We start from the raw sequence: 25,910 nt of genomic DNA, 5'->3' as shown, positions 1-25,910 counted from the left end.
AACCATGACTCAAGCTTTGGCTTTAAACCAAAATTTCAATCAGAACTGGCTGGTGCCGAGTGCCCTCGGCTCGCTCGACGCCTACATCAGCGCGGTCAATCGCGTGCCGATGCTGGCGGGCGAAGAAGAGTTCGAACTGGCCCAGAAAGTCCGCCAGGACAACGATCTGGATGCGGCCAAGCGCATGATTCTCTCGCATCTGCGCTTCGTCGTGCATGTGGCCCGCGGCTACCAAGGTTACGGTCTTGGCATGGCCGACCTGATTCAGGAAGGCAACATCGGCCTGATGAAAGCGGTCAAGCGCTTCGATCCCGACCAGGGCGTGCGGTTGGTGAGCTTTGCTGTGCATTGGATCAAGGCCGAAATGCATGAGTTCATCCTGAAGAACTGGCGCATCGTCAAGGTCGCAACGACCAAGGCCCAGCGCAAGCTGTTCTTCAATCTCAGGAAGTCGAAAAAGCGCCTGGGCTGGATGAACAATGAAGAAGTCAACACCGTTGCCCGCGAGCTGAACGTTGAACCGGCCGAAGTCCGCGAGATGGAAGCCCGGCTGAATGGTCATGACTTAGCTTTTGACGCCCCGACCGACAGTGATGACGATGCCAGGCCCTCGCCGGTGGCGTATCTGATCGACGACCATGCCAGCCCCGCCGATGCATTGGAGCTGGACGACTCCAGCGGGCATCAGCTGGATGCGCTGCGTGAAGGTCTGGCCGGTCTGGACGCCCGCTCGCGTGACATCGTGACGCGGCGCTGGCTGATCGAGAAGACCGCCACGTTGCAAGAACTGGCCGACGAGTACAAAGTCTCGGCCGAACGCATCCGCCAGATCGAGGCGAACGCGTTCAAGAAGATCAAGGGATTGCTGATCGCGGCCTGATCGGCGCCCGCCAGGGACGGTCTGCTTGCTTGCAAACACGCGCTTCGGCGCGTGTTTGCGTTTATATCCCCCTTTGAAAACCGCTCATCCTGAGCGCTTTTCAAGTCGGAAGTCCGTTACATGCCCGGACTCGCTCCCGCCGGCTCAACCGCTGACGCGTTTGATCCGCGGGCGCGCCAGTGGTTTGCCTTTGAAAACCGCTCATCCTGAGCGTTTTTCAAGTCGCGAGTCCGGTACATGCCCGGACTCGCTCCCGCCAGCTCAACCGCTGACGCGTTTGATCCGCGGGTGCGCCAGTGGTTTGCCTTTGAAAACCGCTCATCCTGAGCGCTTTTCAAGTCGCGAGTCCGGTACATGCCCGGACTCGCTCCCGCCGGCTCAACCGCTGACGCGTTTGATCCGCGGGCGCGCCAGTGGTTTGCCTTTGAAAACCGCTCATCCTGAGCGCTTTTCAAGTCGCGAGTCCGGTACATGCCCGGACTCGCTCCCGCCGGCTCAACCGCTGACGCGTTTGATCTGCGGGCGCGCCATCCATGGCGCGCGTGGCGCGCTTGGGTTTTGTGGGGCGGTTTCAGGGGCCTGTTACACTCCAACGCTTATTTGAGTTTTCCGAAAAGCCATGCCGATCTACGAGTACGAATGCCAAACCTGCGGTCACGTGTTTGACCACCTCCAAAAACTGTCGGATCCGGATCCGACGCAGTGCGAGCGCTGTCATCAGGGCCCCATCCAGCGCCGCGTCACCGCGCCGTCGTTTCGACTGGCGGGTAGCGGGTGGTACGAGACAGACTTCAAGAAGAGCGGCGACAAGAAGCGCAACCTGGCGGGCGACAGCGGCGGCTCAGGTGGCAGCAGTGGCGACTCGGGTGCCGGTAGTTCTAGTGCGGGCAGTTCGAGTACCAGCAGTTCGAGTGCGGGCGGTTCGACTGGCGGTAGTGCCGCGAGTGGCGGCAATAGCGACTGACGCGATCCGCTGAAGCAGACGTTCGGGCCGAATGAGTCGGGTGCGGCGATCCCTGACCATTTGCAGGCCATTCAAACAACCGGGGTGTTGGGATTCAGGTTCCCTCACTAGAATTTGCGACCATTTTTCGCTTTTCGTCCGGGAAATCCGCCATGAACGATGCAGCCCTTGGCCGCGCCCAAGCCATTCTCGAACTGCTGAAGTCGCGAATGCCCGCGCCGCGCTTCAAGCACGCCGAACCCTTCGTCCGCCTGTTTCTGAAGCGCGTTTACGCCGAGGACTTGCTGGCCCGCGACGCCGACAGCTGGGCAGCCTTGTTGACCGGGTTGTTTGAGTTCACCCAGGTCCGGAAGCCAGACGCCGCCAACGTGCGCGTGTTCAACCCGACCAAGGACGAATGCGGTTGGGACACCCACCACACCGTGGTTCAGGTGACGGTCGAAGACATGCCGTTCCTGGTGGACTCGGTCGGCATGGCGATCAATCAGGCCGATAACTTTGTGCACGCCGTGGTGCATCCAGTGCTGTTGGTGCATCGCGACGCTGGCGGCCATCTGCTTGGCATGTATGAGGAAGGCGCCGCCGGGGCTGCCGGCAAGCTCGAATCCATCATGTTCTTCGAGGTGGATCGTCGCGCCGAGCCAGAACAGTTGGAGCGGTTGGAACAACTCATCAAGGAAGCGCTCGATGCGGTGCGCGCCTCGGTGCGCGACTGGGCTGGCATGAAACAACGCATGCTGACCATTGCCGATGAGCTGAAGTCCCGAAATCTGCCGATTGACCAGCTTGGACGCGACGAATTGGAAGCGTTCTTGCGCTGGGTCGCGAATGACCACTTCACGTTCCTCGGCTACCGCGAGTACGAAACCTACACCGAAGGCAAGGAAGATTTCCTGCGCGTCGTGGACGGCACGGGGCTTGGCATTCTGCGTTTGCCGGAAGGCAAGATGCGTCCGCTGAAAAGCTTGGCTGCCCGCGACGTGCCGCGCGCCGAGGCGAGCAAGGTGGTGATTCTGACCAAGACCAACGCGCGCTCAAGCGTGCATCGTCCGGGCTACATGGATTACATCGGCATTCTGCGCTTCGACGCGAACGGTAAAGCCATCGGGGAGGAGCGGTTCCTCGGCTTGTTCAGTTCGGGTGCCTACATGGCCCGGCCGTGGGACATCCCACTGGTCCGGACCAAACATGAAGCCGTGATGCGCGACTCCGGTCTGAAGCCGCAGGGTCACAGCGGCAAGGCGCTTCGGCACATCATGGAAACGTTGCCGCGTGATGAGCTGCTCCAGGCCAGCACGCAAGAATTGTTCGAAACCGCGATGGAAGTACTGGCACTCGCCGAGCGCTCGCGCGTGCGTGTGTTCGTGCGCCGCGACATTTACGGTCGCTTCTATTCCTGCCTCGTCTACCTGCCGCGCGACCGCTTCAACCAAGACGTGCGTGAGCGCATTGAGACCACGATGCGCCGTGCGTTCAGTGGCGAGCGCGTCGACTCCGCCGTGCACGTTGGCGAGGAAGCGCTGGCGCGCTTGCATCTGATCATTCGGCCGAAGGCCGGCGATCATGCCGACGTGGACGTGGCGGAGTTGGAAAGCAAGATCGCCAGCATCGTCCGCAACTGGTACGACGACCTGCGCGATGCGCTGATCCAAAAGCATGGCGAGGAAAAAGGCCTGAAGCTGGCGACGAAGTTCGGCAAGGCGCTGCCCGCCGGCTACATCGAAGAGTCGACCCCGTCAGTCGCTGCCGCCGATGTCGAAACCGCGGCGTCTTTGAAGGGCGCCGACGATATCCGCTTGAGCCTGACCCGCTCGCGCCGTAAGAACGATCAAACGCTCCGCTTCAAGTTGTTCCGCTACGGCAACCCAATCGCGTTGTCCGAAGCGCTGCCGATGATGGAGAACATGGGGCTTCGCGTACTCAGCGAGCATCCTTACCAGATGAACTTGGCCAACGATGCGCGAATCTTCATCCAGGATTTCGAAGTGCAGCCCGCTACGGGCAGTGTCGATGCCGAAGCGGTGCGCGAATCGTTCCAGGCGGCGTTCGAGCGCATCTGGCGTGGCGATGCCGAGAGCGACGCGTTCAATCGACTGATCCTGTCAGCCGGTCTTGACTGGCGCCAAGTGGCGATGCTGCGCGGCTACTGCAAGTACTTGCTGCAGACCGGTGTGCCGTTCTCGCAAACCTATATGGAAGAGGCGCTCAATCGCTATCCGATGATCGCGCGCCTGTTGGTCGAACAGTTCGAAGCCAAGTTCGACCCGGCGCGTGACCAGACCTCCAAACAGGCGATCGATCAGTCGCGGAAGCGCTTGGCGCGCGATCTCGAGATGGTCATGCCGGAAGATCTCGCCAAGGCTCAAGCTGCCGAAGCGGTGCTTGCCGCACGCCAGGATACCCGCGCCATCCAAATGGATGCCGTCGGCAAACTGCTGCGCCTCGCACTCGATCGTGTGCAGAGCCTCGATGACGATCGCATCTTGCGGAGCTTCATCACCGTCATCCAAGCAACGCTCCGCACGAACTTCTTCCAGCACGTGAACGGGCGTTGCAAAGACTACATCAGCATCAAGTTTGATCCGGCCAAAATTCCGGAGCTGCCAAAGCCGCGTCCGTATCGCGAGATCTTCGTCTACGGTCCACGCGTCGAAGGCGTGCATCTGCGCTTCGGTCCGGTGGCCCGTGGCGGGTTGCGATGGTCGGATCGTCGTGAGGACTTCCGTACGGAAGTGCTTGGTCTCGTCAAGGCGCAAATGGTCAAGAACACCGTGATCGTGCCCGTCGGCGCGAAGGGTGGCTTCTTCGTCAAGAAGCCGCCGGTTGGTGGCGATCGCGACGCGCAGTTGGCCGAAGGCATCAGCTGCTACCGCATGTTCATCAACGGGCTGCTCGACATTACCGACAATCTGGTCGAAGGTGCCGTCAAGCATCCGAGCGATGTCGTGCGTCACGATGCCGATGATCCCTACCTCGTCGTCGCCGCTGACAAGGGCACGGCCACGTTCTCCGATATTGCGAACTCCGTGTCGGAAGAGCATGGCTTCTGGTTGGGCGATGCATTTGCCTCCGGTGGCTCACAGGGCTACGACCACAAGGGCATGGGCATTACCGCCAAGGGCGGTTGGGAGTCGGTCAAACGCCACTTCCGCGCGCTGGGTCGCGATTGCCAGAGCCAGGACTTCACGTGCGTCGGGATTGGCGACATGTCAGGCGACGTGTTCGGCAACGGCATGTTGCTGTCTCGCCATATTCGCCTGCTGGCCGCATTCGATCATCGGCATATCTTCCTCGATCCGAACCCGGATGCCGCGGTGTCGTTTGCTGAGCGCGAGCGCCTCTTCAAGTTGCCGCGTTCAAGTTGGGAGGACTACAACAAGTCGCTCATCACCGCCGGCGGTGGCGTGTACCCGCGCTCGGCGAAGCAGATTCCGGTGTCACCAGAAGTTCGCGCGGTGCTTGGCATTGCCGATCATGTCGAGCAGATGACACCGAATGAGCTGATGAACACCATTCTGAAGGCATCGGTCGATTTGCTGTGGAATGGCGGGATCGGCACGTATGTCAAAGCCAGCAGCGAGAGTCACGCCGATTGCGGTGATCGCGCCAACAACGGTCTTCGCATCAACGGTAAGGACTTGCGGGCCAAGATCGTCGGCGAAGGCGGCAATCTGGGCATGACTCAGAAGGGTCGTATCGAAGCCGCCATGAGCGGCGTGCTCCTGAACACCGACTTCATCGACAACTCTGCGGGTGTGGATACGTCGGATCACGAAGTCAACATCAAGATTCTGCTGAACGACGTGCTCGCGAGCAATGAACTCACCGTCCCGGCGCGCAACACGTTGCTGGCCGAGATGACGGACGAAGTGGGCCAACTGGTGCTGCGCGACAACTATCTGCAGAACCAGGCGATCAGCCTGATGGAGCGGATGAGCGTGTCGCGCCTCGGGTCGAAGCAGCACTTCATCCGCACGCTGGAGTCGCAGGGCTTGCTGGATCGCGGCCTGGAGTACCTGCCGTCGGATGCGGAGTTCGCCGAGCGCAAGGCGCGCGGTCAGGGCCTGACCCGACCAGAGCTCAGCATTCTGCTCAGCTACTCGAAGATCGTGCTGTTCAACCAATTGCTCGATTCCGATGTACCGGAAGACGCCTATCTCAGCCGCGAACTCGTGCGCTATTTCCCGAAGCCGCTGCAGGATCGCTACAAGCCGCATATGGAGCGACACCGCCTGCGGCGCGAGATCATTGCGACGGCGGTGACGAATTCCATGGTCAACCGCATGGGCGCCACGTTCGTCATGCGCATGCAGGAAGACACGGGCGAGACGCCAGCGCAGATCGCGAAGGCGTATTCGATTGCCCGCGAGGTGCTCGACACGCGCTCGCTGTGGGCAGCGATCGAAGCGCTGGATGGCAAGGTTCATGGCGACCAGCAGATCGACGCCATGTTGCGCATCTGGAACCTGATGCGTGCGCTGACGCGTTGGCTATTGAATCTGCCTGGCGAGCGGCTCGATATCGCCCAGGCGGTGGCCAAGTACGGCGCTGGCTTCATCACGCTCCGAGCCAAGCTCACCGACGTCATGAGCGATTCCGATCGGCAGGCATCAACGGCTGATCGCGAACGCTGGCTGAAAGCTGGCTTCGATACCGCTCTGGCCGATCAGCTCAGCAGTCTGAATACGTTGGCATCGGCGCTCGACATCATTGAAGTGAGTCACGAGCGCAAGTTGCCGGTCGATGCCGTCGCGCAGGTCTATTTTGGGCTTGGCGAGGCGCTCTCGTTGAAGTGGCTCATGCAGAAGATCGAAGAGCTGCCAGTCGAGGGTCGTTGGCACGCACACGCGCGTGGTGTGTTGCGAGATGAGTTGTTCGCGCAGCAGCGCGCGCTCGCTGCACAGGTGCTGGAACGCGGGCAGGGCGATGGCAGCGAGCGCGTGCAGACCTTCCTGAAACGCGACGACCCGGCGCTCAAGTTCACGCTCAACATGTTCGCCGATATGCGCACGCAGGTGATCATGGATTACCCGACCGTGTCGGTGGCCGTGCGTCGTCTGGCGCAGTTGGCTCAAGCAGGTGCGCGCGGCTGATTTGCGGTCGCCCATGACAGCACCGCGCCGACTGGTTGAGTCAGCGCGGTAATTCCAACGCAGCAATCGGCGCGTTCACTGCGGGCGCTGATACTGGTTCGCGTAACTCATTCGAAGCTGTTTGCGAACACCGAATCGCTCAGCGTGACGGCACAGGTTGAGAACTCCGACGTTTCACCCGTACTGAGATCGGTGGCCGTGGCAGTCACCTCATTGAATCCCGATGGCAGCACCAAACTGCGATTGTCCGTTGCGCTGCCACTGGCATCAGCGGTCACAGTGGTCACAGCCAGTACGACCTCACCTTCGGCCAAGCCACTCAGGTCACAGCTCCGTTCGCCGAAGTAGCTGATCCGATAGTCCGTTGATGGGCGCGCCGACAAGGTCGTATCGATTTGCCGTTGCTGTCCGTTGCTGCCGGTAATCACCAGATCTGGCTTGTTCGTGAGGTTGTTAGCGCCAACATCCGCGTCGAGCGCGTCATTGGCCGTGACACCGTCATTGCCGAGGTCAATGCCCAGGCCCAGGTTGTGATGGATTTCATTGTCGATCAGCTCGATGCCGCGACCGGCGCTCGTGACAACGACGCCATCATCATTGTGCGCAATCCGGTTGGCGACGAGGAGCGCGCCCAACGCACTGCTCAGTTGCAGGCCATTGCCGCCATTGCCGCGGGCGGTAACGCCATCGCGGGCGGTACCGATCAGGTTGTTCTGCACCAACAGACCCGGGGCCGAACCTGAGATGCCATGCAGGCCGTTGCCGGAGATCACGTTTTGGTGCTCGGGCAGCGTGCCGCCGATCTGGTTGTTTTGGTCCGCGCTTGATTCACCACCGAGGTCGATGCCAACGTGATTGCCGTCCGTGGTAATGCCGTCCGGCAAGACGCCGATATAGTTGCCCCGGATCCGGATGTTGGCCGTGTTGATGTTGACGTTCGTCGGACTGTCGATCGCCTCGTTGCCGATACTGCCGTCTTCCATCCCCACGATCGACAGGCCACGGATCTCGATGTCGGAAGCCTGCAGTGACAGCATCGGCGGATTGCTGCCCAGGCCGGCAATCGTGCTGCCGTCGAGCACAATCTTGATAACAGCGGTATTGGGCGGCTCCAGGTTCGAATTTGGCAAGGCGCCAGTCTGGCTGTAACCATCGAGAACCAGTGGCTGCACAATCACTGGTAGCGTGGTCTGCGGAATGATGGTGAACGTCGGGCCGGCACCTGGAATTGCAAATCGGATGCGCGACGCATCGGCATTGGCATTGGCCGCCACCAGCGCTTCGCGCAACGAGCAATGGCTCACGTTGCACGTACCGTCGTTGGCGTCGTTCGTACTGTTGACGACGAAATCCAGCCCGGTCACAACCTCAGGCGGCGCCAGTTCGGACGTCACGCCTGGCACGGTGGCAGTGGCGGTTGCAGTGGCGGTGACCAATGATCCGATCGGCAAGGCTTGGCCGACCGTAAAGGAAAACGTAGCGTCCCCATTCGAATCGGTCGTCGCGGACGTTTCGCCGAGGAACTCAACGGCCTGAGCTAGGCCGAGAGTAGTTTCAATGGCGCGGAACCACTCGATGCGGAATGTCGCGTTCGGCGTGCTGTCCAAACGTCCCGCGAGCTGGGTTTGCGCCCCGTTGACCGCTGCTGATGTGATCAGCGGGTGGTTCTGCAGGCCGTTCGGGCCAGTGTCCGTATCGTCGGGATCGTTCGGCGTCGGGCCATTGGCGCCGACATCGATCGCCATGGCGCCAACTTCGGTGATGACGTTTCGGGTGATTTCTGCGGATCCGCTGAAGACTTGGACGCCGATCGAATGGCCTTCCAGAACGTTTCGTCGGTCTTGCAGTCCGCCGATGACGGTTCGTTCCGCAGCGACAAAGATCGCGACGTTCCCGATGGCTGGTTGCAGTGAACCGTCCAGGCGCCGGCCCACGAGGTTTCCAAACACCGACGCATCGTCCCCGGCAATCAGGGCTACGTTCCGGTTGTTGGCGAACAGGTTGCGGTGGGCGAGCGCGCTACCGCCGATCAGCCCATTGGGTGCCGATTGCTCCAACTCGACGGCGGGGCTGAACCCGCCGCCGTTAGTGCCATCGGCGGTCACACCAATCAGGTTACCGTCGATCTGAACGCCGCTGGCGTCACTGACAACGATGCCGGTGACCGAGGTGCTGCCGCCCGAGCGGAAAACTGATAGGCCACGAATCCGACTGCCGCTTGCCCCGCCAACCAATGCCAAGACGCGGTCCAAATTCCCAGGTGCCACGGTCATGACCTCTACCCGAATCGTGCCATTGAAGCCGTTCACACTGCTGTTGGCGACCGACCCGGCCTGGGTATAGCCATTGATGTCGACGGGATCGGTGATGGCCGGAAGGCCGGACGCACCCACATCGATCCGATGTGGTCCCGGGCCTGGAATCGCGAAATGGATGCGGTCCGCACCTTGCTGCCCATTTGCGGTCAGGATCGCTTGGTTGAGCGATCCGGCGCCGCTGTTGTTGGTGTTCGTGACGACGACTGGTGCATTCACTAAAGCGACCGCTGGCGAGAACTCGGATGTATCCCTTGATCCTGTGTTACGCGTGGCCAATGCAGTGATGAATCCGCCGACCGGAAGCCCGGTTGGGTTGAACCCGAACGTGCCGATACCCGCCCCGTTGACCGTTACGTTTACGGAGCCGAGACGCGTCGCGCCCTCGCCGAAGCCCGAGGGATGTGCAGTCGAACTATGGAACAGTTCGACGGCGTAGCCGGTTCCGTTGACCGGATTCGTAGACAGGGTCCCTTGAATCGTGCCGGTGCCGTCGGGATTGCGTTCGGCGAACGTGATTACGGGATGGTTCTGCAGGCCGTTCGCACCGCTATCGGCGTCATTGACATCGTTTGGCGTGACGCCGCTGCTTGGGTCGCCACTGGCTTCAAGGTCGATGCCGATGCCGCCATTACCTTCGAACAGCGTTGCGATGATTCGATTGCCGGTACGGTTCTGGGCGATGCGGATGCCTTTGCCAGCGTTGCCGACGATGCGATTCGGGGCCGATTCGAAGGCGCTGAACGTGTTGTCGAAACCAGTGACCAGGATCGCCGTGCCGCCAGTGACTGGCAGTGTTGGTGTTCCGGCCGCGGACAGACCGACGGTGATGTTGGTGATCGTGTTTTGGTCGCCGGAAACCGACAAGGCGGATGCCACGCCGCCAATCTGGAGACGACCGCCCGGCGATGTGCCACCGATATTGTTGGAATCGCCCGCGACGCTGAGCGCGGCGAAGCCACTCGTGCCGCCATCGCCATTGCCGCTTGCATCTACGCCGAACGAGCAGCCAAGTACACGGACTTCGTTCGACTCGATCGATAGCATGTTGCCGCCGTCGGTATCGAGGTCCTTGAACGCGATCTCGCGGATGGTCGAGCCATCCGAGCCCGGCGCAAAGACCAGCAGGTCGCCCAACGACACAACCGACGGTGCCGACAACACGATCATCCGCACAGCGTCGTTGCCCGCGCCAGTCTGTGTGTTCTCGCTCGCGCCAGCTTGGCTGCCGCCGTCGATCTCGACGGGCGCCACCACATCAGGCAAGCCGCTGACACCGGCCACGATCGTATGTGGGCCGGTGCCTGGAATCGCGAAGTTGATCCGGTCGAAGGCAGTGTCCGCGTTGGTCGCCAGGATGGCTTCGCGCAGCGAGCAGTGCGTGCTATTGCACACGCCGTCGGTGGTGTCATCTGCGGCGTTGACCGTCAGCGTCTGACCGACCATCACCGCAGCCGAGAATTCGGACGTCTCACCCGTGGTCAGGTCGGTCGCGGTGGCGGTCACGAAGTCACCAGCGGGGAGTCCGGAGCCAGTGACCGTTACGATCGACGGCACGAAGCCAGACGCGTTAGTGGTGACGTCGACCGTCTGCAGGAAGCGATCGCCCGCACCAAATCCGGAAGGATCCGCCGTGTCGTTGCCATAGAGCGCCACGCGAAATGTCCGGTTGGCGGTCGAAATCAAGTTGAAGGTCACGTTCGTGGACGTGCCACTGCGCACCGCGGACAGGATTTCCGGGTAATTCTGCAGGTTGTTGGCACCTGTGTCGGCATCCGTGCCGTCATTGGGCGTCACCCCGCTTGGGGGATCACCCGCAGCCTGCAAGTTGATCGCAAGGCCGTCGTTACTGCTGCGGAAACTGTTGCCAAGGATGGTATTGCCCTGACTGGAGTTACTGACTTGCACCGCGTGGCTCTCGATGTTTGCGAACACATTGCCTTGATTGGCCGCGGTACCGCCAATCGCGTGACCGTCTCCCGACGTGAGGATCGCAACGTCAGCCAGTGCCAAGGCAGTCGTGCCATTGTCCTCAAGCCCGAATGTGTTGTTGTGAACCACTGCGTTCGTGCCAAACAAAGCGATGCCTTGCGCAATGCCGGCAAACACGTTGCGTGCCGCCGCAGTCGCACCGCCGATCGATGTGTTGTTCGCGCCGGCCTGCACGTTGATTGCTACGCCGGGTGCTTGCCCGCCATCGGCATCGCCGGCGGCATTGGTGCCAAAGAAATTGCCATCAATCACCACATTGTCGGCATCGGTGGAGATGAAGGCCACCGTCGTGGCGCCCATCTGCACGAAGGCGATCCCTCGGACTACGGAGCCGACGGCATTGGTGCTGAAATTCAGCGCCGTGGTCAACGTATCGTTGATCGGATCCGGGTTGCTTCGGGTCAGCGCGACAGTCAGTACCGCGTTGCTGCCGTTCGTAGCCGTGTTCACGGCGGCGCCGGTTTGGGTATAGCCGTTAATCGTCACCGGGCGGGTGATTGCGGGCAATCCGTCGGCATCAAGCGTAATCGTCTTGACGCCGGTGCCGCTGATATTGAATTCGATGATATCGGCGGCCGTTGTAGCGTTGGCTGCCGCAATGGCGTCGTGCAACGAACAATCAGCATCGCAGCCGCCGCTGGTCGAGATGGGCGTCGTGCTGGTGACGGTAAACGTGGCGGCTTCAGCAGACGTTGTGGCCGAAGCGGCAATCAGACACGCCAGCAAGACGTATCCGGACATGCGACTGGACATGATGAATCCCCGATGTTGTTTTGGTGCGCGAAGCGTGTGGCACCAACACCGGGGCTGCTACTGACCACCGCAAGGGTGGCGACCTGTCTTTCGACAGGTCGGCAAAGACATGGCGGGAAGGGAGGCTGCGATCAGGTCGCGAGCAGATCCATCTTGCCGAGCTCAACGCCCGACTGGCGCATGATGTTGTACGCGGTCGTCAGGTGGAAGTAGAAGTTCGGAAACACAAATCCGAGCAGGTAGTCCTGACCCGAAAACGAGACCTCGCGGCCACCCGTCTTCAGCTGAACGGTGCGCGCTTCGGCACCAGCGAATGCGTTGGCATCGAGCGACTCGAGAAAGGCGATGGTCTTGGCGACGCGCGACTTCAACTCGGCCAGACTGGCTTCGGTATCATCGTACTTCGGAATCTCGACGCCAGCGAGGCGGGCACCGCAACCCTTGGCCATGTCGGTGGTGATTTGGATCTGGCGCGCAAAGTCGAACATGTCGACGGCGAGGCGGCTTCTGATCAGCGTTTCTTCCACTTTGACTGCTGATTTCTCCTGCTTGCCGGCCGTAAAGATCACGGCTTTGTCGAGCATGCGGTCGAGTGCTTTCAAGAATCGCACGAGCACGGGCACCGAGGCTTGGTAAATCGGAATATTCATGTCACTTCCTGGTTTGGGTGGGCACTGCCGGATTGGCGGTGAAGAACAAATGTTTATGGCGGTGAATGTGGGCGATTCAAGCGTCGATGTTGAATCAATCGCGCCAGAATGCTGATGGCGATTTCCTCAGGTGTCTCGGCACCCAGTTCCAGGCCCAGCGGGGCATCGAGCAGAGGCAGACACCGATCGAGGTCCGGTAATGCTGATCGAACCGCAGCAACGCGCCGTCGGCTACCCATCATGCCGACGTAATCTGGCGGCATTTCAGCCAAAACGTTGAGGCAGGCGAGATCGCTGGCCCAATCCCGATTCAACAGCACGGCGTAAAGTGGGCGCTGCGCGCTGATGTTGCGGAGTACGCTGGCGTCGCCATGGAGGATGGTCGCGGACGCATAGGCAGCATGGGCCAGCATGTCGGCGCGACTATCCTGAACCGCCAATCGGAAGCCGATGAGTTGGGCCTGCAACGCCAGTGCCTGGCCGCAATGGCCAGCCCCACAAATCAGCAGCATGGGTTCGGGCGCGATCGTCAGTGGCGCTGCCAGGTCGTCGGCCCCGAACTCGTTGGGCAAGAGCTGCACCGTCTGGCCTGCCGCTAGTGCGGCGGCCAATGCCGCCGCCCGGGCGCCGGCCGACGGTCCCTGCCAGCGTTTGAGCCGAACGTGCACTTGACCACCACAGATGCCAGCCGACTCAGGCTTGCCGGATAGATCGATGGCGACCGCATCCGCATCCAACTCAGCCGCGAGCAGCGCGTGTGCGCGCTGCAGCACCGTCGCCTCCAGCAACCCGCCGCCGACGCTGCCATGCATCTGCGCGCTGGTGGCGCCAATTTGGCACCACAACATGGCGCCCCGGTGTCTGGGCACGGCGCCACGTGTTTCCGACACAGTCGCCACGCAAACGGGCGCGCCGTCTGCCAACGCGCGCCCAAGACTGGCGAAGAAGCTTGCGTTCACAACGCGATCTGCGCCGCTGCCGTGTCACGATCCATCAAGGCTTAAGACCAACCGCTTCGTGCAACGCCTTGGCGTCAAACCAGCGATCGCCACGAATGACCGTCCGCACACGCAGCAGATCGGTGATCAGGTGCGTCGGATCGCCGTCAATCAGGATCAGGTCCGCCACGTAACCAGGCGCCAGGCGGCCATAGTCGCGATCTCGTTTCATGACTTGGGCGGACTGCCACGTCGCGATTTTCAGGGCGTCTTTCGGAGGAATACCGGCATGGGTGTAGAGCTCCAGCTCGCGCGCGAGCCCGAAAGGCACGAGCGCATCGGTGCCAGCGACCAGCGTGACGCCGGAACGATGCATCAGGCCAACCAAGTCCAACATCTTGCGATAGGAACGGCGATGCACCAGGTCAGTGTCCTTGGTCACCGCGAGGCCACCATTGCCCGCGCGGAACGATCGCTGCCAGGTGCTTGGAAATCGGTGCAGGGTTTCATCGTATGTAGGGCCCATGCGGCCGGGCCGATCCAGGAACATGTCTTCGAACGTCATGACGGTCGGATCGAGTACCGTGCCATGTTGGCGCAGCAGATTGATGAAATTCGCGACTGCCGGACTGTTCAAATCCACACTGTTGCCCTGATCCGCCACGGCGCTGAAGCGCTGGGGCGTCCGCGTGTCGATCTTGCTGCGATCGAGGAAATTCAGCATCAGGAAATTCGCATGTTGAATCTCGTCGGCACCGGCTTCAACGAACTGCTCCGGACTCATCCCGTCTGGCACATGACCACTGAGACGCATGCCTTGTTCGTGGGCCAGTTTGGCAATCAGCGGCACCAGCTCCGGCTTCAATGAGCTGTACACCTTAACCTGCTCGAACACCCCGTCCTTCTTGAATTGCAGAAGTGCGGCGCGGGCCTCGTCCTCGTTGTCAGCAAACACCTTGGTGGGACCGGAGTAGGGCGACCGACCATCGATGAAACCGGCTCGGATCACGCGTGGCCCAATGTCCTGACCCGACTCGTAGGCCTTGATCCGGGCACTGAGGCTGTCTCGATCGTTCGCCAGATCGCGCACAGTCGTGACGCCGCCAGCAAGATGCAACAGGCCATCGTTGTCGCCCACATGCACATGCATGTCCCAAAGCCCAGGCATCGCGAACTGACCCTTTGCGTCGAGACGCTGGGCGTCGTCGGACACCATCAGGCTGCCCGACTTGCCGACATCCACAATACGGCCGTCACGAATCAGCAGGCTCTGATCCTCGGCTACCGTGCCGGTAACCGGATCGAAGACACGTGCATGTTCCACCAGCAAATCCTGTTTCAGCCAATGGCTCAACGTTTGGGCGCGTTTGGTAATGGATTCGCTGCTGACTTGATCCTGCCAGGCGCCGAGTTGGGCGAGCCCGTCCTCGAAGCCTTCGCGAACCAGGCTTTGCCAGCTGGAGTAATAGGCCAGAAAGCGATGCTCATGATCCAGCCAGAGATAACTCGGACTGAGGTCCATGCCTTCGAACGCCCACAGCACCGCTTGTTGCTTCCGGCCACCGACTTTGAGGCTGGCCTCTTTCAACTTGCGGATCCGGACGTCGCCGACCGGCAACAGGGTCAGGTGGTGATCAGGAGCCTGGATCAACGCCCGAGCCAACAGGATCGACTCTTCCGGCACGCTATCTAGCGCCACGTAAAAGCCCGGTAGCGCACCGTCGTGCGCCTCCTGCTCGGACTCGTTGCGCCAGCTGGTTTGTTTGGTGTCGCGGCGGTACGTCTCGGCCACCTTGGTCTTGAAATAGGCCAGACCATTGATCTCGGATTGATTGGGCGTCCCGTCCGGGGCCAATGTGTAACGTGCATCGAGTTTCGGACCGCGCCCGCGGTCGTTGTACTCGTAATGCACGGTCACGCTGCCATCGTCGGCGTAACGCGCTTCCTGATATCCGGCGGGTTTGCCCATGATCAGCGCGGTGCTGCGCTCGACGCGCTCCGCGGCATGCACCGGCGCGCACAGCCCGGCAAGAACAAGTGTGGTGAGCACGAATCGAGCGGCAATCGGGCGCATGGTCAGTCCTTGGTGTGGTGCCCGATTATGGCGTCTGTGCGGCGCCAGGGACACGCCCCGATTGGATGACTTTCGACAGGTCCAGGTCGGCGTTTCATGCCCACAGTCGGGCAGTTGTTTCAGCTGGCTCGCCCCGGTGCGGGGAGGGCGATAAACTACGGCAAGTCCGAACCCGTTCAATCTGAACGCTCAGACTCGCATTGGGTCCGGCGCAGGTCGGCACTCAGTCCCAGAATCAAGCGCCGATCGGCTTGCTTCTGCAAGGGCCAGCGATGGCCCGCGTCGACTCCGAACTTGTTCCGAGTCTCCCCAGACACTTTCGATGCAGGACCGAATCTCATGCTCAGTACGCTCGCCAAAACGCAACTCGACCCCTTGACCCTGGTTCACCGCGGCAAGGTGCGCGATGTCTATGCGTTGACGCAGCATGAAATTCTGATTGTCGCGACCGATCGACTGTCGGCCTTCGATGTCGTGTTGCCCGATCCGATTCCAGGTAAGGGCGAAATCCTGACTCAAATGTCCAACTTCTGGTTTCACAAGACGGCGCACTTCATGCCGAACCATCTGAGCACACGCAGCGTTCGCGATGCGCTGCCGCGTGGTGCCGACGTGCGAGCCTATGAGCGCCGCACCGTCGTGGCCAAGCGCTTGAAGGCGCTGCCGGTCGAGGCCATTGCCCGCGGATACCTTATTGGTAGCGGGTGGAAGGACTATCAGGCCACCGGCAAGGTGGGCGGAATCTCCTTGCGCAAAGGGTTGCGCATGGCTGAGCAACTCGATGAGCCTATTTTTACGCCCTCGACCAAGGCCAAGGTGGGCGATCACGACGAGAACATTGGCTTCGATCAACTGGTCGATCTGATCGGCGGGCATCTGGCCGAGCAGGTTCGCGAGGCAACGTTGAACATCTATCGCTTCGCCCAGCACTTCGCGCTTGAGCGTGGCGTGATCATCGCCGATACCAAATTCGAGTTCGGCCTGGATGAGCACGGTAAACTACTGATCATGGATGAGATGCTGACGCCTGATTCGTCGCGCTATTGGCCGAAGGATTCCTACCAAGTCGGCATCAGCCCACCGAGTTACGACAAGCAGTTTGTCCGCGACTATCTGGAAACGCTGGATTGGGACAAGACACCGCCAGGGCCACGTATCCCCGCCGGCGTCATCGAGGCCACGCGCAGCAAATATCTGGAAGCGCTGAAGGTGCTGACGGGTATCGAGTTGGACTGACCGCTGACCTGCCGCGCATCACCAGTCATAACAGCCGAACCAGCGATTGGCACCTCGAGTTGTTCCCATGCTGCACTCTGGGGATGTTGTGCTCGCATGGGAGCGCGCCGACTCCCTCTCCCACGCGAGTGGGAGAGGGCTGGGGAGAGGGCTACTTGCCACACAGCGCCGTCGTAAAAATCGCGCATCGTCGCCGACAGTTTGATGCGCGAATAAGCGCACCAACGGGGCGGCCGGACTCCCACGCGAGTGGGAGAGGGTTACTTGCGATGGTGCACGGCCGTGGGAATCGCGGATCGCCATCGACAGTTTGACACGCGAATCAGTGCATCTCCGTGGCGACCGTTACGCCCAAGCGAATCGCTCGCGTGCAAATGCGAATCAAATGTTTTTGCGCGCCGAAGGAGCGGGCACCAGAGTCCATGAATTGAGCTCGACGGTGGCGACGTCGTAGCGCTGCCTCGAGATGCGTGGTGCCTTCTGAGCCGGCCGCATGCTCGGCAATGTCGCGTTTGCCAAGGACAAGTTATTGAGACGCGTTCGCGTGCTTTCAAACGCGTTCGAATATTGTCACGGTGACGTTGCAACCTTGGCACGCTCGTTTGCAACTTTCACAGGATTCCCCTATTCCAACTTGGTGTCGATTGCGTGAGGCTCCAGCCACGGTTTTGTTCCGGGAATCGGCATGAATAAGCGGTACACGATTGGCCTTTGTGGCCTGACGGCGCGTGATGCGCGTTTGATTGAAATTGTCATAGCACGGGCACCCAACCCAAAATACACCGTCAGGGTGGGCGACTCCGCCAGCATTGGTCGTTGTGAACTCGCCATTGTCGATACGCAAGCCCCTCAGGCTGCCGACGCGTTGGCCAAAATGCGCTCATTGAATCCCCACCTGGTCGTGATTGAGATCGCCGAACAGGCTGGAGCGAGCGTGAGTGGGTATCGTGTGCAGCGCTCGTCGCTACTCCTGATGATTTTGCGCACCGTTGAGCGCGCGATTGAGGATCGCTTGGCGAATGGGGCCGGCTCCGGCACGGCCACGATCAATCAATTGCGCGCTTTGCCCGACACGATTGTCGAACCAGCAGCGGGCCACAACGACCGTGCGGCACAAGCTGGCGTGTCGTTGCAGCCGTTGGCGGCGCTGATTGTGGACGACAGCTTGGCCGTGCGGACCCAATTGGAGACGGTACTCGCACGCGTGGGTATCACGGCACACTCGGCCGACGGTGCAGAGGCCGCGCTCAAGCAAGTGGCCCAGCACAACTTCGATCTGATTTTTCTCGACGTCGTGATGCCAGGCATTGACGGATACGAACTCTGCCGCCGGATCAAGCAGAATTCCTACACACGCAAGATCCCCATCCTGATGTTGACGAGTCGATCGTCGCCGTTCGATCGGGCGCGCGGCGCGCTCGCAGGTTGCGATGCCTATCTGGTCAAACCCATCACCAGCCAGGTGTTCTTCGCGTCGGTCGACAAGGTTCTGAATAAATATGCGCAAGGCAACCGGGACACTCTGGCCGCGCGCGGCTACCGAGTCGTCACTGCTTAGGTGAATGACACTCGGTAGTCCTGCCCCCGCGATCGTTGTATTCCCAAAATTCTGACCTGGAGTGCGTAATGAGCAAGATCCTGATTGTTGATGACTCGGCCGCCCAACTCGCGTCACTGCGCACGCTCTTGGAGCAACATGGTTACCTGACGATCACCGCGTCGACCGGAACGGAAGCCGTGCAGAAAGCCGGCTCCGAAGGACCCAAAGCCATCCTGATGGACATCGTCATGCCCGACATGGACGGGTATGAGGCGTGCCGCTTGCTCCAGGCCAATGCCAGTACCAAGACGATTCCGGTGGTGTTTGTGTCGACGAAGAATCAGAAGGCGGATCAGCTCTGGGCCAAAATGCAGGGCGGCAAGGCGCTGATCTCCAAGCCTTATCAACCGCAAGAAATCCTGGACGCGTTGAAGGCGTTCGCATGATTGAGGCGCCTGCTACGCGCCGGCTGGCCTTTCGATCACACCCCGACCTGCCCTGGTTGGTCCTGTCGGAGGGAGTGCTCGCCGAGCTGTTGCTGGAGCCAGCCTGGTGTGCGTTGCCGGGTGCGAGCGCTGGCATCTATGGTGCCGTCAACGTTCGCGGGACGGTTTATCCCGTGTTCGACTTGCTGCCCTTATGTGGCCGCCCGCCAGCACAAGGCGCCCCGCTATTGCTGATCGAAACCGGACAAACCGGGGCCGCCGCAGCGATTCATGGCGAGCCGCGAGTAGGCGTGTGGCAGGCCGATTCGGCGACGCTTGACGCCGATTCACCGCTGGCCAACTTTGTGTTCGGGGTCGGCACATTCGAATCCGAGCCCGCCTGTCATTTTGATCATCGCCGCTGCTTCCGTACGTTGGGTGGCGGCGACGACACAGCCTAGTTCGGCACGACCAGACTGGGCAGCACCTGATACCAACAAGAACTAAAGGGGAGCATCATGAAAGCGTTGCAAGGCCTGTTTGAAACCATCAGTGGCCGCCTCACCGCCGGCTCCCTGTTGCTGGCGCTGGTGCCGCTGCTGCTGGCGTCGCTCGGGCTCGGTTACTTTGCCACCGAGTCAGGTCGCCAGTCGCTGGAGCAGCGCGCCAATGAGCAATTGCAATCGCTGCAGACGGTCAAAGCAGCCGAAGTGCAAGGCTACTTTGAATCGCAGAGAAAGCTGCTGCTGACGCTCGCTGCGGCGCCGGAGTGGGTCAAATCGCTGCGCGAGATGACTGCCGCCATGCAAGCCTTGTCTACCGATCCGGCGGTCACTACACCAGAGCAACGAGCAGCGTTGACCCAGTATTTCGAAAACCAGTTCGCTGCGGCTTACGAGACGCGCAATGCCGGCAGTAAGACCGACATGGCTGCGCAACTCGCGGACATCAGCCCCGTGTCTGTGCGCCTCCAGTATGAGTTCATTGCCAATAACAAAGCGCCGCTCGGGAGCAAGAATGAATTGGTCAACCAAGAAAGCGAACTGGGCGGCTACTCGGCGCTCCACGCCGCGTTGCAGCCCTATGCGGCGCGCATCTACCAGGAGTTTGGCGTGTACGACTTCTTCCTGGTCGATTTGGATGGCAACGTGGTTTACACCTACTTCAAGGAAGGCGACTTTGCGACCAACCTGAAGACCGGACCTTGGGCGAGTAGCGGTTTGGGCGAGGCCTATGCCAAGGCCATGGCGATTACGGCGCGCGATCAGGTCTACCTGACCGACTACGCGCCGTATCTCCCGTCCTACAACGATCAGGCCGCATTCCTCTCGGCGCCGGTATTCGACGGCGATACGCGCCTCGGTGCGATCATCGTGCAGTTGCCGATCAATCAGGTTGACGCAATGATGTCGCTCGGTCGCAAGTGGCAGCAGGCTGGTCTTGGCCAGTCTGGCGAAATCTATCTGGTCGGCCAGGATAAGACACCACGCTCGGTCTCACGCTTTGTCGTCGAGAACGCCCAGGCTTTTGTCGCTGACCTGAAATCCCGTGGCGTGCCGACTGATATGGTCGACCGCATCGCTGCCAAGGGCACCACGATCGGTCTGCTGACGATCGACACCACGGCGACCAGAGCAGCACTCGGCGGGCAAATTGGGGTGGGGACGTATCCAGACTACCGAGGTGTACCGGTGCTGGGTGCCTTCCAGCCGGTCGATGTGCTCGGCCAGAAATGGGGCATGATCGCCGAAATCGATGCCGCGGAAGCGTTCAAACCAGTCGCTGACTTGCGGCGACAGATTTTGATCTTCGCGGCGGTCGCGGTCCTCGTTCTTGGTGTGTTGGGGGTTGTCGTGGCGCGCAAACTGACGCAGTCGATCGACCGGCCATTGAAGCACTTCCAAGGCGTGGTGCAGCAAATCGCCGCGGGCGACTCCACTGCCCGCGTGCACTCGGTGGCGCGCGACGAAGTCGGCGATCTGGCGCGGGCGTTTGACAAGTTGCTGGACGAACGTGTCGCCACCCTGGAGCAAGCGGCCAAGGAAAACGAGCAGCTCAACAACTCGGTGATCGAGATCATGATGTCGGTGGCGCAACTGGCCCAGCGCGACCTCACCGTCCGTGTGCCGGTGCAGGAAGATGTGACCGGTACGATTTCCGACGCCATCAACATGATGACGTCGGCCACCACGGGGGCATTGCGGCAGGTCAACCTGATCTCCAATTCCGTATCCAAAGTGGCTGAGCAAGTGCGCAGTCGTTCCGACGATGCGTTGCAGGTTGCCCAGATCTCCGGCTCGGAAGCCATTTCGGCCTCGCAGGAGCTGAATGCTGCGGCAGGGGCGCTGCGCGCCATCGCGCAGCAGGCGGCCAAGGCGTCAAGTACGGCCGAAACGGCGATCCGGACCACCAACGAGGCATTGGCCATCGTGCGTGCCACCGTTGATGGGATATCGGCCTCCCGCGATCAGATTCGGGAAACCGAAAAGCGGATCAAGCGACTCGGCGAGCGTTCGCAGGAAATCACGGGCGTCGTCAACATCATCGGTCAGATTGCCGAACGAACGTCCGTGCTGGCGCTGAACGCGTCGATGCAAGCGGTCGCTGCGGGTGAGGCGGGGCGCGGCTTTGCGGTCGTGGCGGACGAGGTCAAGCGCCTGGCCGAAAACGCCCGCCAGGCGACGCAGCAGATCGGCTCCCTGGTTTCGGCGATCCAAGCCGATACGCTGGAAACCGTGCAAGCCATGAACAGCGCGATCACCCAGGTCGTGGATATCTCCCGACTCGCTGAGCGCGCGGGCGGCCAAATGCAGGAAACCCGCAGTTCGACCGAAGAATTGGTGAGCTCGGTGCGGGGCATTGTCGATACGACCGAGTCGCAGGCGAAGGTCTCGGACGTGCTGATCCAGCGCGCCCGCCAGCTGATCGATACCAACCAGCGCACGATCACCCAGTTGTCCGAGCAGTCGGAGGCGACCGAGGAGTTGGTCAAGTACGCGGCCGGCCTGGTCGATACCGTCAACGTATTCCGCCTGCCCAAGGCGTGAGTGCGCGATCGTGACTGAAACTCTGTCGCCACGCGCCCAACTCGCCGAGCAGTTGCAGGCATTGGCGTCCGCGCTGCTGACTCTGGACGAGCCGGGAGAGGCCGATGAGTCGCCTGAGGCGCTTGCCGGCCTCGTGCAGCGTTTGGCGCAGCAGGCTCTGCTGGTGGGCGCGAAGGGACTGCCCGAGTTGCTGAGGCTGCTGGCGGCCGGGCTTAGAGATCGCGTCAATAATCAGCAGTCGGCGACGCCTGCGAATGCCGCTGAGCTCGTTCTGTGGTGCCAGCACGCGGCGGCGTTGCAGATTGGGATGTTGCCGCCAGAGTCGGTTGAATTGTTGCTGGCGCCATTTGCCGAAGTGCCGTGGATCCCGCCGATCATTCCGCGCATGCACGAGGTGCTGATCAGTCGGCTCATTGATGACGCGCGCACGCTGTACGTTCCAGACGCAGACGCAGCGGAAACGCCGTCGCCGCCAGGTGCCGCCAGCGTTGTGTCAAACATGATGGATGGCCCGGCGTCCGATTGCATGCAGATCGAGCCATACGAGTCGATGGTGGTCGCACCGTTCGCGGACATTGAAGCGAGCCCTACCGGCCATGGCGGCAATTGGATCAGTGCCGATGAAATGGCATTGGCCGTGACCGCATTGTCCGAGCAGTTGCTGCCGCAATTGGATCAACTGAGTCAGAACACGGATGCGATACGGCAGCCCGGCCTGATTGAGGACTTTCACTACCATTTCACGCTGATTCTCAATGCGCTCGAGTTATTGAACTTACCGGCCGTGCAATCGGCGGGCGATGTGGTCGTTGCAGAGCTCGCGATCTTGCGTGATCTCGCGCCGCGCCTCGCGAGGCCAGGTCTGGAGCGCATCAGCAATTGGCTGGTCTGTCTCCTCGGCTGGTTTCACACCGAAGCGGATTCGGCGATGGCCGAGGCATTTGTTGAAACTTTGGCTGATCCAGGCTGGCCCGTGGCGGCTGAATCGGACGCGCAGGTAGCCGTGCTGACAGAAATGTCGCGGGTCCGTGTTGGCCGCGATCCAAGTTTGTTTGTCGAGGCTAAAACGCAGGCGCATCCCGAGGACCTGGACTTGACCATGGCAGCCGATGTCGTGGCCAGCGTCCGCGAGGGCATGTTGCGCGAGCTGCCACGCAACTGCGAGCAGTTGCGGCTTGCGTTGGCGGCCACATGCGATCGTGGGCAGTTGCGAGACATCGATGATGCCCGCCGCTATGCCCACACGCTGAAGGGCGACGCCAATACGGTGGGTGTGCGCGGCATTGCGAACGTCACGCACGCGCTGGAGGATCTGTTGGTGGCGCTCGCGAGAGCGCCGGGCGTGCCCGCGGTCGATGTCGGCCACGTCTTGTTGCGCGCCGCTGACTGTGTCGAGGCGATGGCGGATCATCTGCTCGGGCGCGGGGCACCACCGGACGATGCGCAGGCCGTTTATCAGCAATTGCTGGATCTCGATGGGCAGGTTCAGTGTGGCGAGCGCGAGCTGACCGAGACCGCCATGGACCTGCCTGCGGCCGATGTGGTTCAAGCGCCAAAGGCTGATTCCACGCCAGTCGCAGAGGACGCGCACCATGAGCGCCATCTGCAGGTGCCGGTATCGGTGCTGGATGAGCTGTTGCGATTGTCGTCGGAGACGATCGTGTTGGCGCGTCAAGTCGAAGCGCAATTGCAGCAGATCGGCACCGCGCAGATGGACTTGGATCAACAGAACCGCCTGTCGCGGGACTTGGTCAATCAACTCGACGATCTCGTTGCGCTGCGCGGTGCGGCCCTGCAGTCGACAAAATTGCAGCGCGAACGCGAAGTCGATGCACTCGAGATGGATCAATACAACGAGTTGCATGTCGTCTCCCGTCGGCTCATTGAAACGTCCGCCGACGCCAGCGCGCACTTACACCATCTCGACCGTTCGCTTAGTCATGCGCGTGACCTCGCCGCGCAGCAAGAGCGCGTGCATCAGGCGCTGCAGCAATCCGTGTTGAATACCCGCAGCGTGCCGTTTGCCAGCCAGGTGCCGCGGTTCCAGCGTGTGGTGCGACAGACCTCGCGACAGCTGGACAAACCCGTGAGTCTCGACATTGTTGGGGAACAAACGCCGATTGATGCCGACATTCTCGAACAGATTGCCGAGCCTCTGGTGCATGCGCTCCGCAACGCAATCGATCATGGCATCGAAGCTGCGAGCGTGCGTGCGGCCGTCGGCAAGGCTGTGGTCGGACAATTGCGCCTTGAGGTGCGCCGGCAGGCTGGCGATATCCTGATCCGCTTGCGCGACGATGGCGCTGGGTTCGATCACAACGCAATTCGCCGAGTCGCCATTCAGCGCGGTCTGTTGGACCCATCGACACCGATCAGTCCAGAGCAGGCACTGCAGCTTGTGATGTTGCCCGGGTTCTCGACACGTGATCAGGCGACGCACGTTTCGGGTCGTGGCATGGGCATGGATGTGCTGGCCAGACGCGTTCGGGCCCTGCGTGGCAGCGTGCAGGTCCGGTCCACCCCTGGGCAGGGTGCGAGTCTCGAACTGGTGGTACCGGCCAGTTTGAACGCCGCTCATGTCGTGTTGGCGCGGACCCGCGATGGCGTCATTGCGGCGGTCACCGGCTCGATCGAGCGCTTTGTGCCGCTGCGGCCCGAAGACTATGACCTTGGCGATTCCGGTCGCCTCATCGTAAAAGTCGATGGGCAACCCATTCCGGCCGTTACTCTGGACGCGCTCTGCGGCAGCGGAACGGGTCGCGATGCGTTGGAGCAGTCGGCCATCGGCATGCTGATTCATGACCCAAGTGGGCAATCGATGGTTGTGGTGACGCGTCAAATTGATGAGCTGCGCGAAGTCATTGTCAAAGGACTCGGTCGCTATCTCGCGCCGATTAACGGTCTCTTGGGCACAACGATTCTTGGCACGGGTGGTTTGGCGCCGGTGGTGGACCTCGCGCTGATGCTGGAACATCGCCAGGACGTCAGTATCGCCGCTTGGTCAGCGGCCGAAATGGGGCAGGTTGCCAAGGTACTGGTCGTGGATGATTCGCTATCAGTTCGGCGCGCGCTCGCTACGCTGATGCAAGACATCGGTTTTGTGGCGGTCACGGCTCGTGACGGTCTCGAAGCGCTGGAACACTTCAGCAAGGGGCTTCGCCCGGTTTGCATACTGCTGGATCTCGAAATGCCGCGAATGAATGGTTTGGAACTCAGTACCTATGTACGCAACAACGAATGGCTGCAGGATGTGCCGATCATCATGATCACCTCGCGGACGTCCGAACGGCATCGTGAACTTGCCCGCGACGCCGGGGTCACCACGCTGCTGACCAAGCCGTATCAGGATGATGCGCTGGTCCAAATTGTCGAACGGCTCAGCAAGCCGGCACCGAACTGACGTCCAAGTCCCCGGAAATTACTGATCGAGGAATCTCGAACATGCTCGAATCCATCCCCACCAGCAGCTTTGCCCTGATTGTCGATGATGACCCAGACAGCCAGATGCTGGTTACCGCAATGCTCGAATATGCCGGTTACGGGGTCGAGCAGGCCTTGACGTTCGAAGCGGCCGAAGCGGCGTTGGCGCGGCAGCCACTGTGCGTGATTCTGGACCTCGTCATGCCCGGCGATGCGTCGCGGAGTCTCTGTGAGGCCATGCTCGCCCGCCACGATGACACCCCGATCATTCTGATGAGTGGTTTGGAGAAGGAGCACCTGAGCGAGCGCCAGGAGCATTGGCGTTCCCGCGGGCTCAACATGGTGGCGGTGCTGGCCAAGCCGTTTTGGCTCGACAAGTTGCTGGAGGCCCTAAACGTCGCGCTGCCCGTGCATCGGGCCGACCTCGCACTTAGTCCGGACCCACTGGAGTCCCACTAAGCAAATTCCGATTGCTTCGCTTTAGTGCAAGCGCGATGGTGCGGAGGGCGCTTGGAACCTGCGATCTGTCAGGATGTCTGCTTTGAGTGTCAGCGTGGCTGACGTCATTTGCACCACTGTGGTG

14 protein-coding genes are annotated in these 25,910 nt (G+C 61.1%); 10 read left to right on the top strand and 4 right to left on the bottom strand.

Features of this window, described 5'->3' with window-relative positions; translation table 11 throughout:
• Positions 1-4 precede the first annotated feature (4 nt).
• The 3 genes from rpoH (at position 5) to C7S18_RS16540 (ending at position 6,937) form a co-directional block, all read left to right on the top strand.
• A complete protein-coding gene (gene rpoH, locus C7S18_RS16550) occupies positions 5-880 on the top strand; it encodes an RNA polymerase sigma factor RpoH (protein WP_106892616.1) in 876 nt (291 codons plus the stop codon).
• A 619-nt stretch (positions 881-1,499) separates the two neighbouring features.
• Entirely contained in the window at positions 1,500-1,844 is a 345-nt protein-coding gene (locus tag C7S18_RS16545) for an FmdB family zinc ribbon protein (RefSeq protein WP_106892615.1), read from the top strand.
• Positions 1,845-1,996: 152 nt separating this feature from the next.
• The gene (locus tag C7S18_RS16540; protein ID WP_106892614.1) at positions 1,997-6,937 is read left to right on the top strand and encodes an NAD-glutamate dehydrogenase; all 4,941 of its coding nucleotides are present in this window, start codon (positions 1,997-1,999) and stop codon (positions 6,935-6,937) included.
• A gap of 107 nt (positions 6,938-7,044) precedes the next feature.
• Here the strand turns inward: C7S18_RS16540 and C7S18_RS16535 are convergent, their stop codons facing one another.
• From C7S18_RS16535 to C7S18_RS16520, 4 genes are all read right to left on the bottom strand, one after another.
• On the bottom strand, positions 7,045-11,997 hold the full coding sequence (locus C7S18_RS16535; protein WP_106892613.1) for a CSLREA domain-containing protein: 4,953 nt from the start codon (positions 11,995-11,997) through the stop codon (positions 7,045-7,047).
• A 131-nt stretch (positions 11,998-12,128) separates the two neighbouring features.
• Positions 12,129-12,647 carry a DUF1993 domain-containing protein gene (locus tag C7S18_RS16530; protein WP_106892612.1) on the bottom strand — a complete coding sequence of 173 codons (519 nt, stop codon included), beginning with the start codon at positions 12,645-12,647 and terminating at the stop codon, positions 12,129-12,131.
• Between the two features lie 53 nt (positions 12,648-12,700).
• Positions 12,701-13,516, bottom strand: coding sequence for an XdhC family protein (locus tag C7S18_RS16525; RefSeq protein WP_240624051.1), 816 nt, complete (start codon positions 13,514-13,516; stop codon positions 12,701-12,703).
• Between the two features lie 124 nt (positions 13,517-13,640).
• On the bottom strand, positions 13,641-15,659 hold the full coding sequence (locus C7S18_RS16520) for an amidohydrolase family protein (RefSeq protein ID WP_106892610.1): 2,019 nt from the start codon (positions 15,657-15,659) through the stop codon (positions 13,641-13,643).
• Between the two features lie 339 nt (positions 15,660-15,998).
• On the opposite strand from C7S18_RS16520, the gene C7S18_RS16515 reads away from it, so the two are divergent.
• The 7 genes from C7S18_RS16515 to C7S18_RS16485 all read left to right on the top strand — a co-directional run bounded on the left by C7S18_RS16515 (position 15,999) and on the right by C7S18_RS16485 (position 25,786).
• On the top strand, positions 15,999-16,895 hold the full coding sequence (locus tag C7S18_RS16515) for a phosphoribosylaminoimidazolesuccinocarboxamide synthase (protein ID WP_106892609.1): 897 nt from the start codon (positions 15,999-16,001) through the stop codon (positions 16,893-16,895).
• A gap of 685 nt (positions 16,896-17,580) precedes the next feature.
• Positions 17,581-18,453 (top strand): response regulator, encoded by an 873-nt coding sequence (locus C7S18_RS16510; RefSeq protein ID WP_106892608.1) that lies wholly within the window; start codon positions 17,581-17,583, stop codon positions 18,451-18,453.
• Positions 18,454-18,521: 68 nt separating this feature from the next.
• Positions 18,522-18,881: a response regulator gene (locus tag C7S18_RS16505; protein WP_106892607.1), complete on the top strand. Its 360-nt coding sequence runs from the start codon at positions 18,522-18,524 to the stop codon at positions 18,879-18,881.
• Positions 18,878-19,321 (top strand): chemotaxis protein CheW, encoded by a 444-nt coding sequence (locus C7S18_RS16500; protein ID WP_106892606.1) that lies wholly within the window; start codon positions 18,878-18,880, stop codon positions 19,319-19,321. The genes C7S18_RS16505 and C7S18_RS16500 overlap by 4 nt, the downstream gene beginning before the upstream one ends.
• A 57-nt stretch (positions 19,322-19,378) precedes the next feature.
• Complete coding sequence (locus tag C7S18_RS16495) at positions 19,379-21,907, top strand: methyl-accepting chemotaxis protein (RefSeq protein ID WP_106892605.1); 2,529 nt, start codon at positions 19,379-19,381, stop codon at positions 21,905-21,907.
• A 10-nt stretch (positions 21,908-21,917) separates the two neighbouring features.
• Entirely contained in the window at positions 21,918-25,307 is a 3,390-nt protein-coding gene (locus C7S18_RS16490) for a hybrid sensor histidine kinase/response regulator (protein WP_106892604.1), read from the top strand.
• 41 nt (positions 25,308-25,348) lie between these two features.
• Complete coding sequence (locus C7S18_RS16485) at positions 25,349-25,786, top strand: response regulator (RefSeq protein WP_106892603.1); 438 nt, start codon at positions 25,349-25,351, stop codon at positions 25,784-25,786.
• Positions 25,787-25,910: the final 124 nt, after the last annotated feature.

Source organism: Ahniella affigens (assembly GCF_003015185.1).
Classification (GTDB): domain Bacteria; phylum Pseudomonadota; class Gammaproteobacteria; order Xanthomonadales; family Ahniellaceae; genus Ahniella; species Ahniella affigens.
Note: the sequence above shows the minus strand (reverse complement) of the source record. Positions and strands in the feature narration are given on the sequence as shown.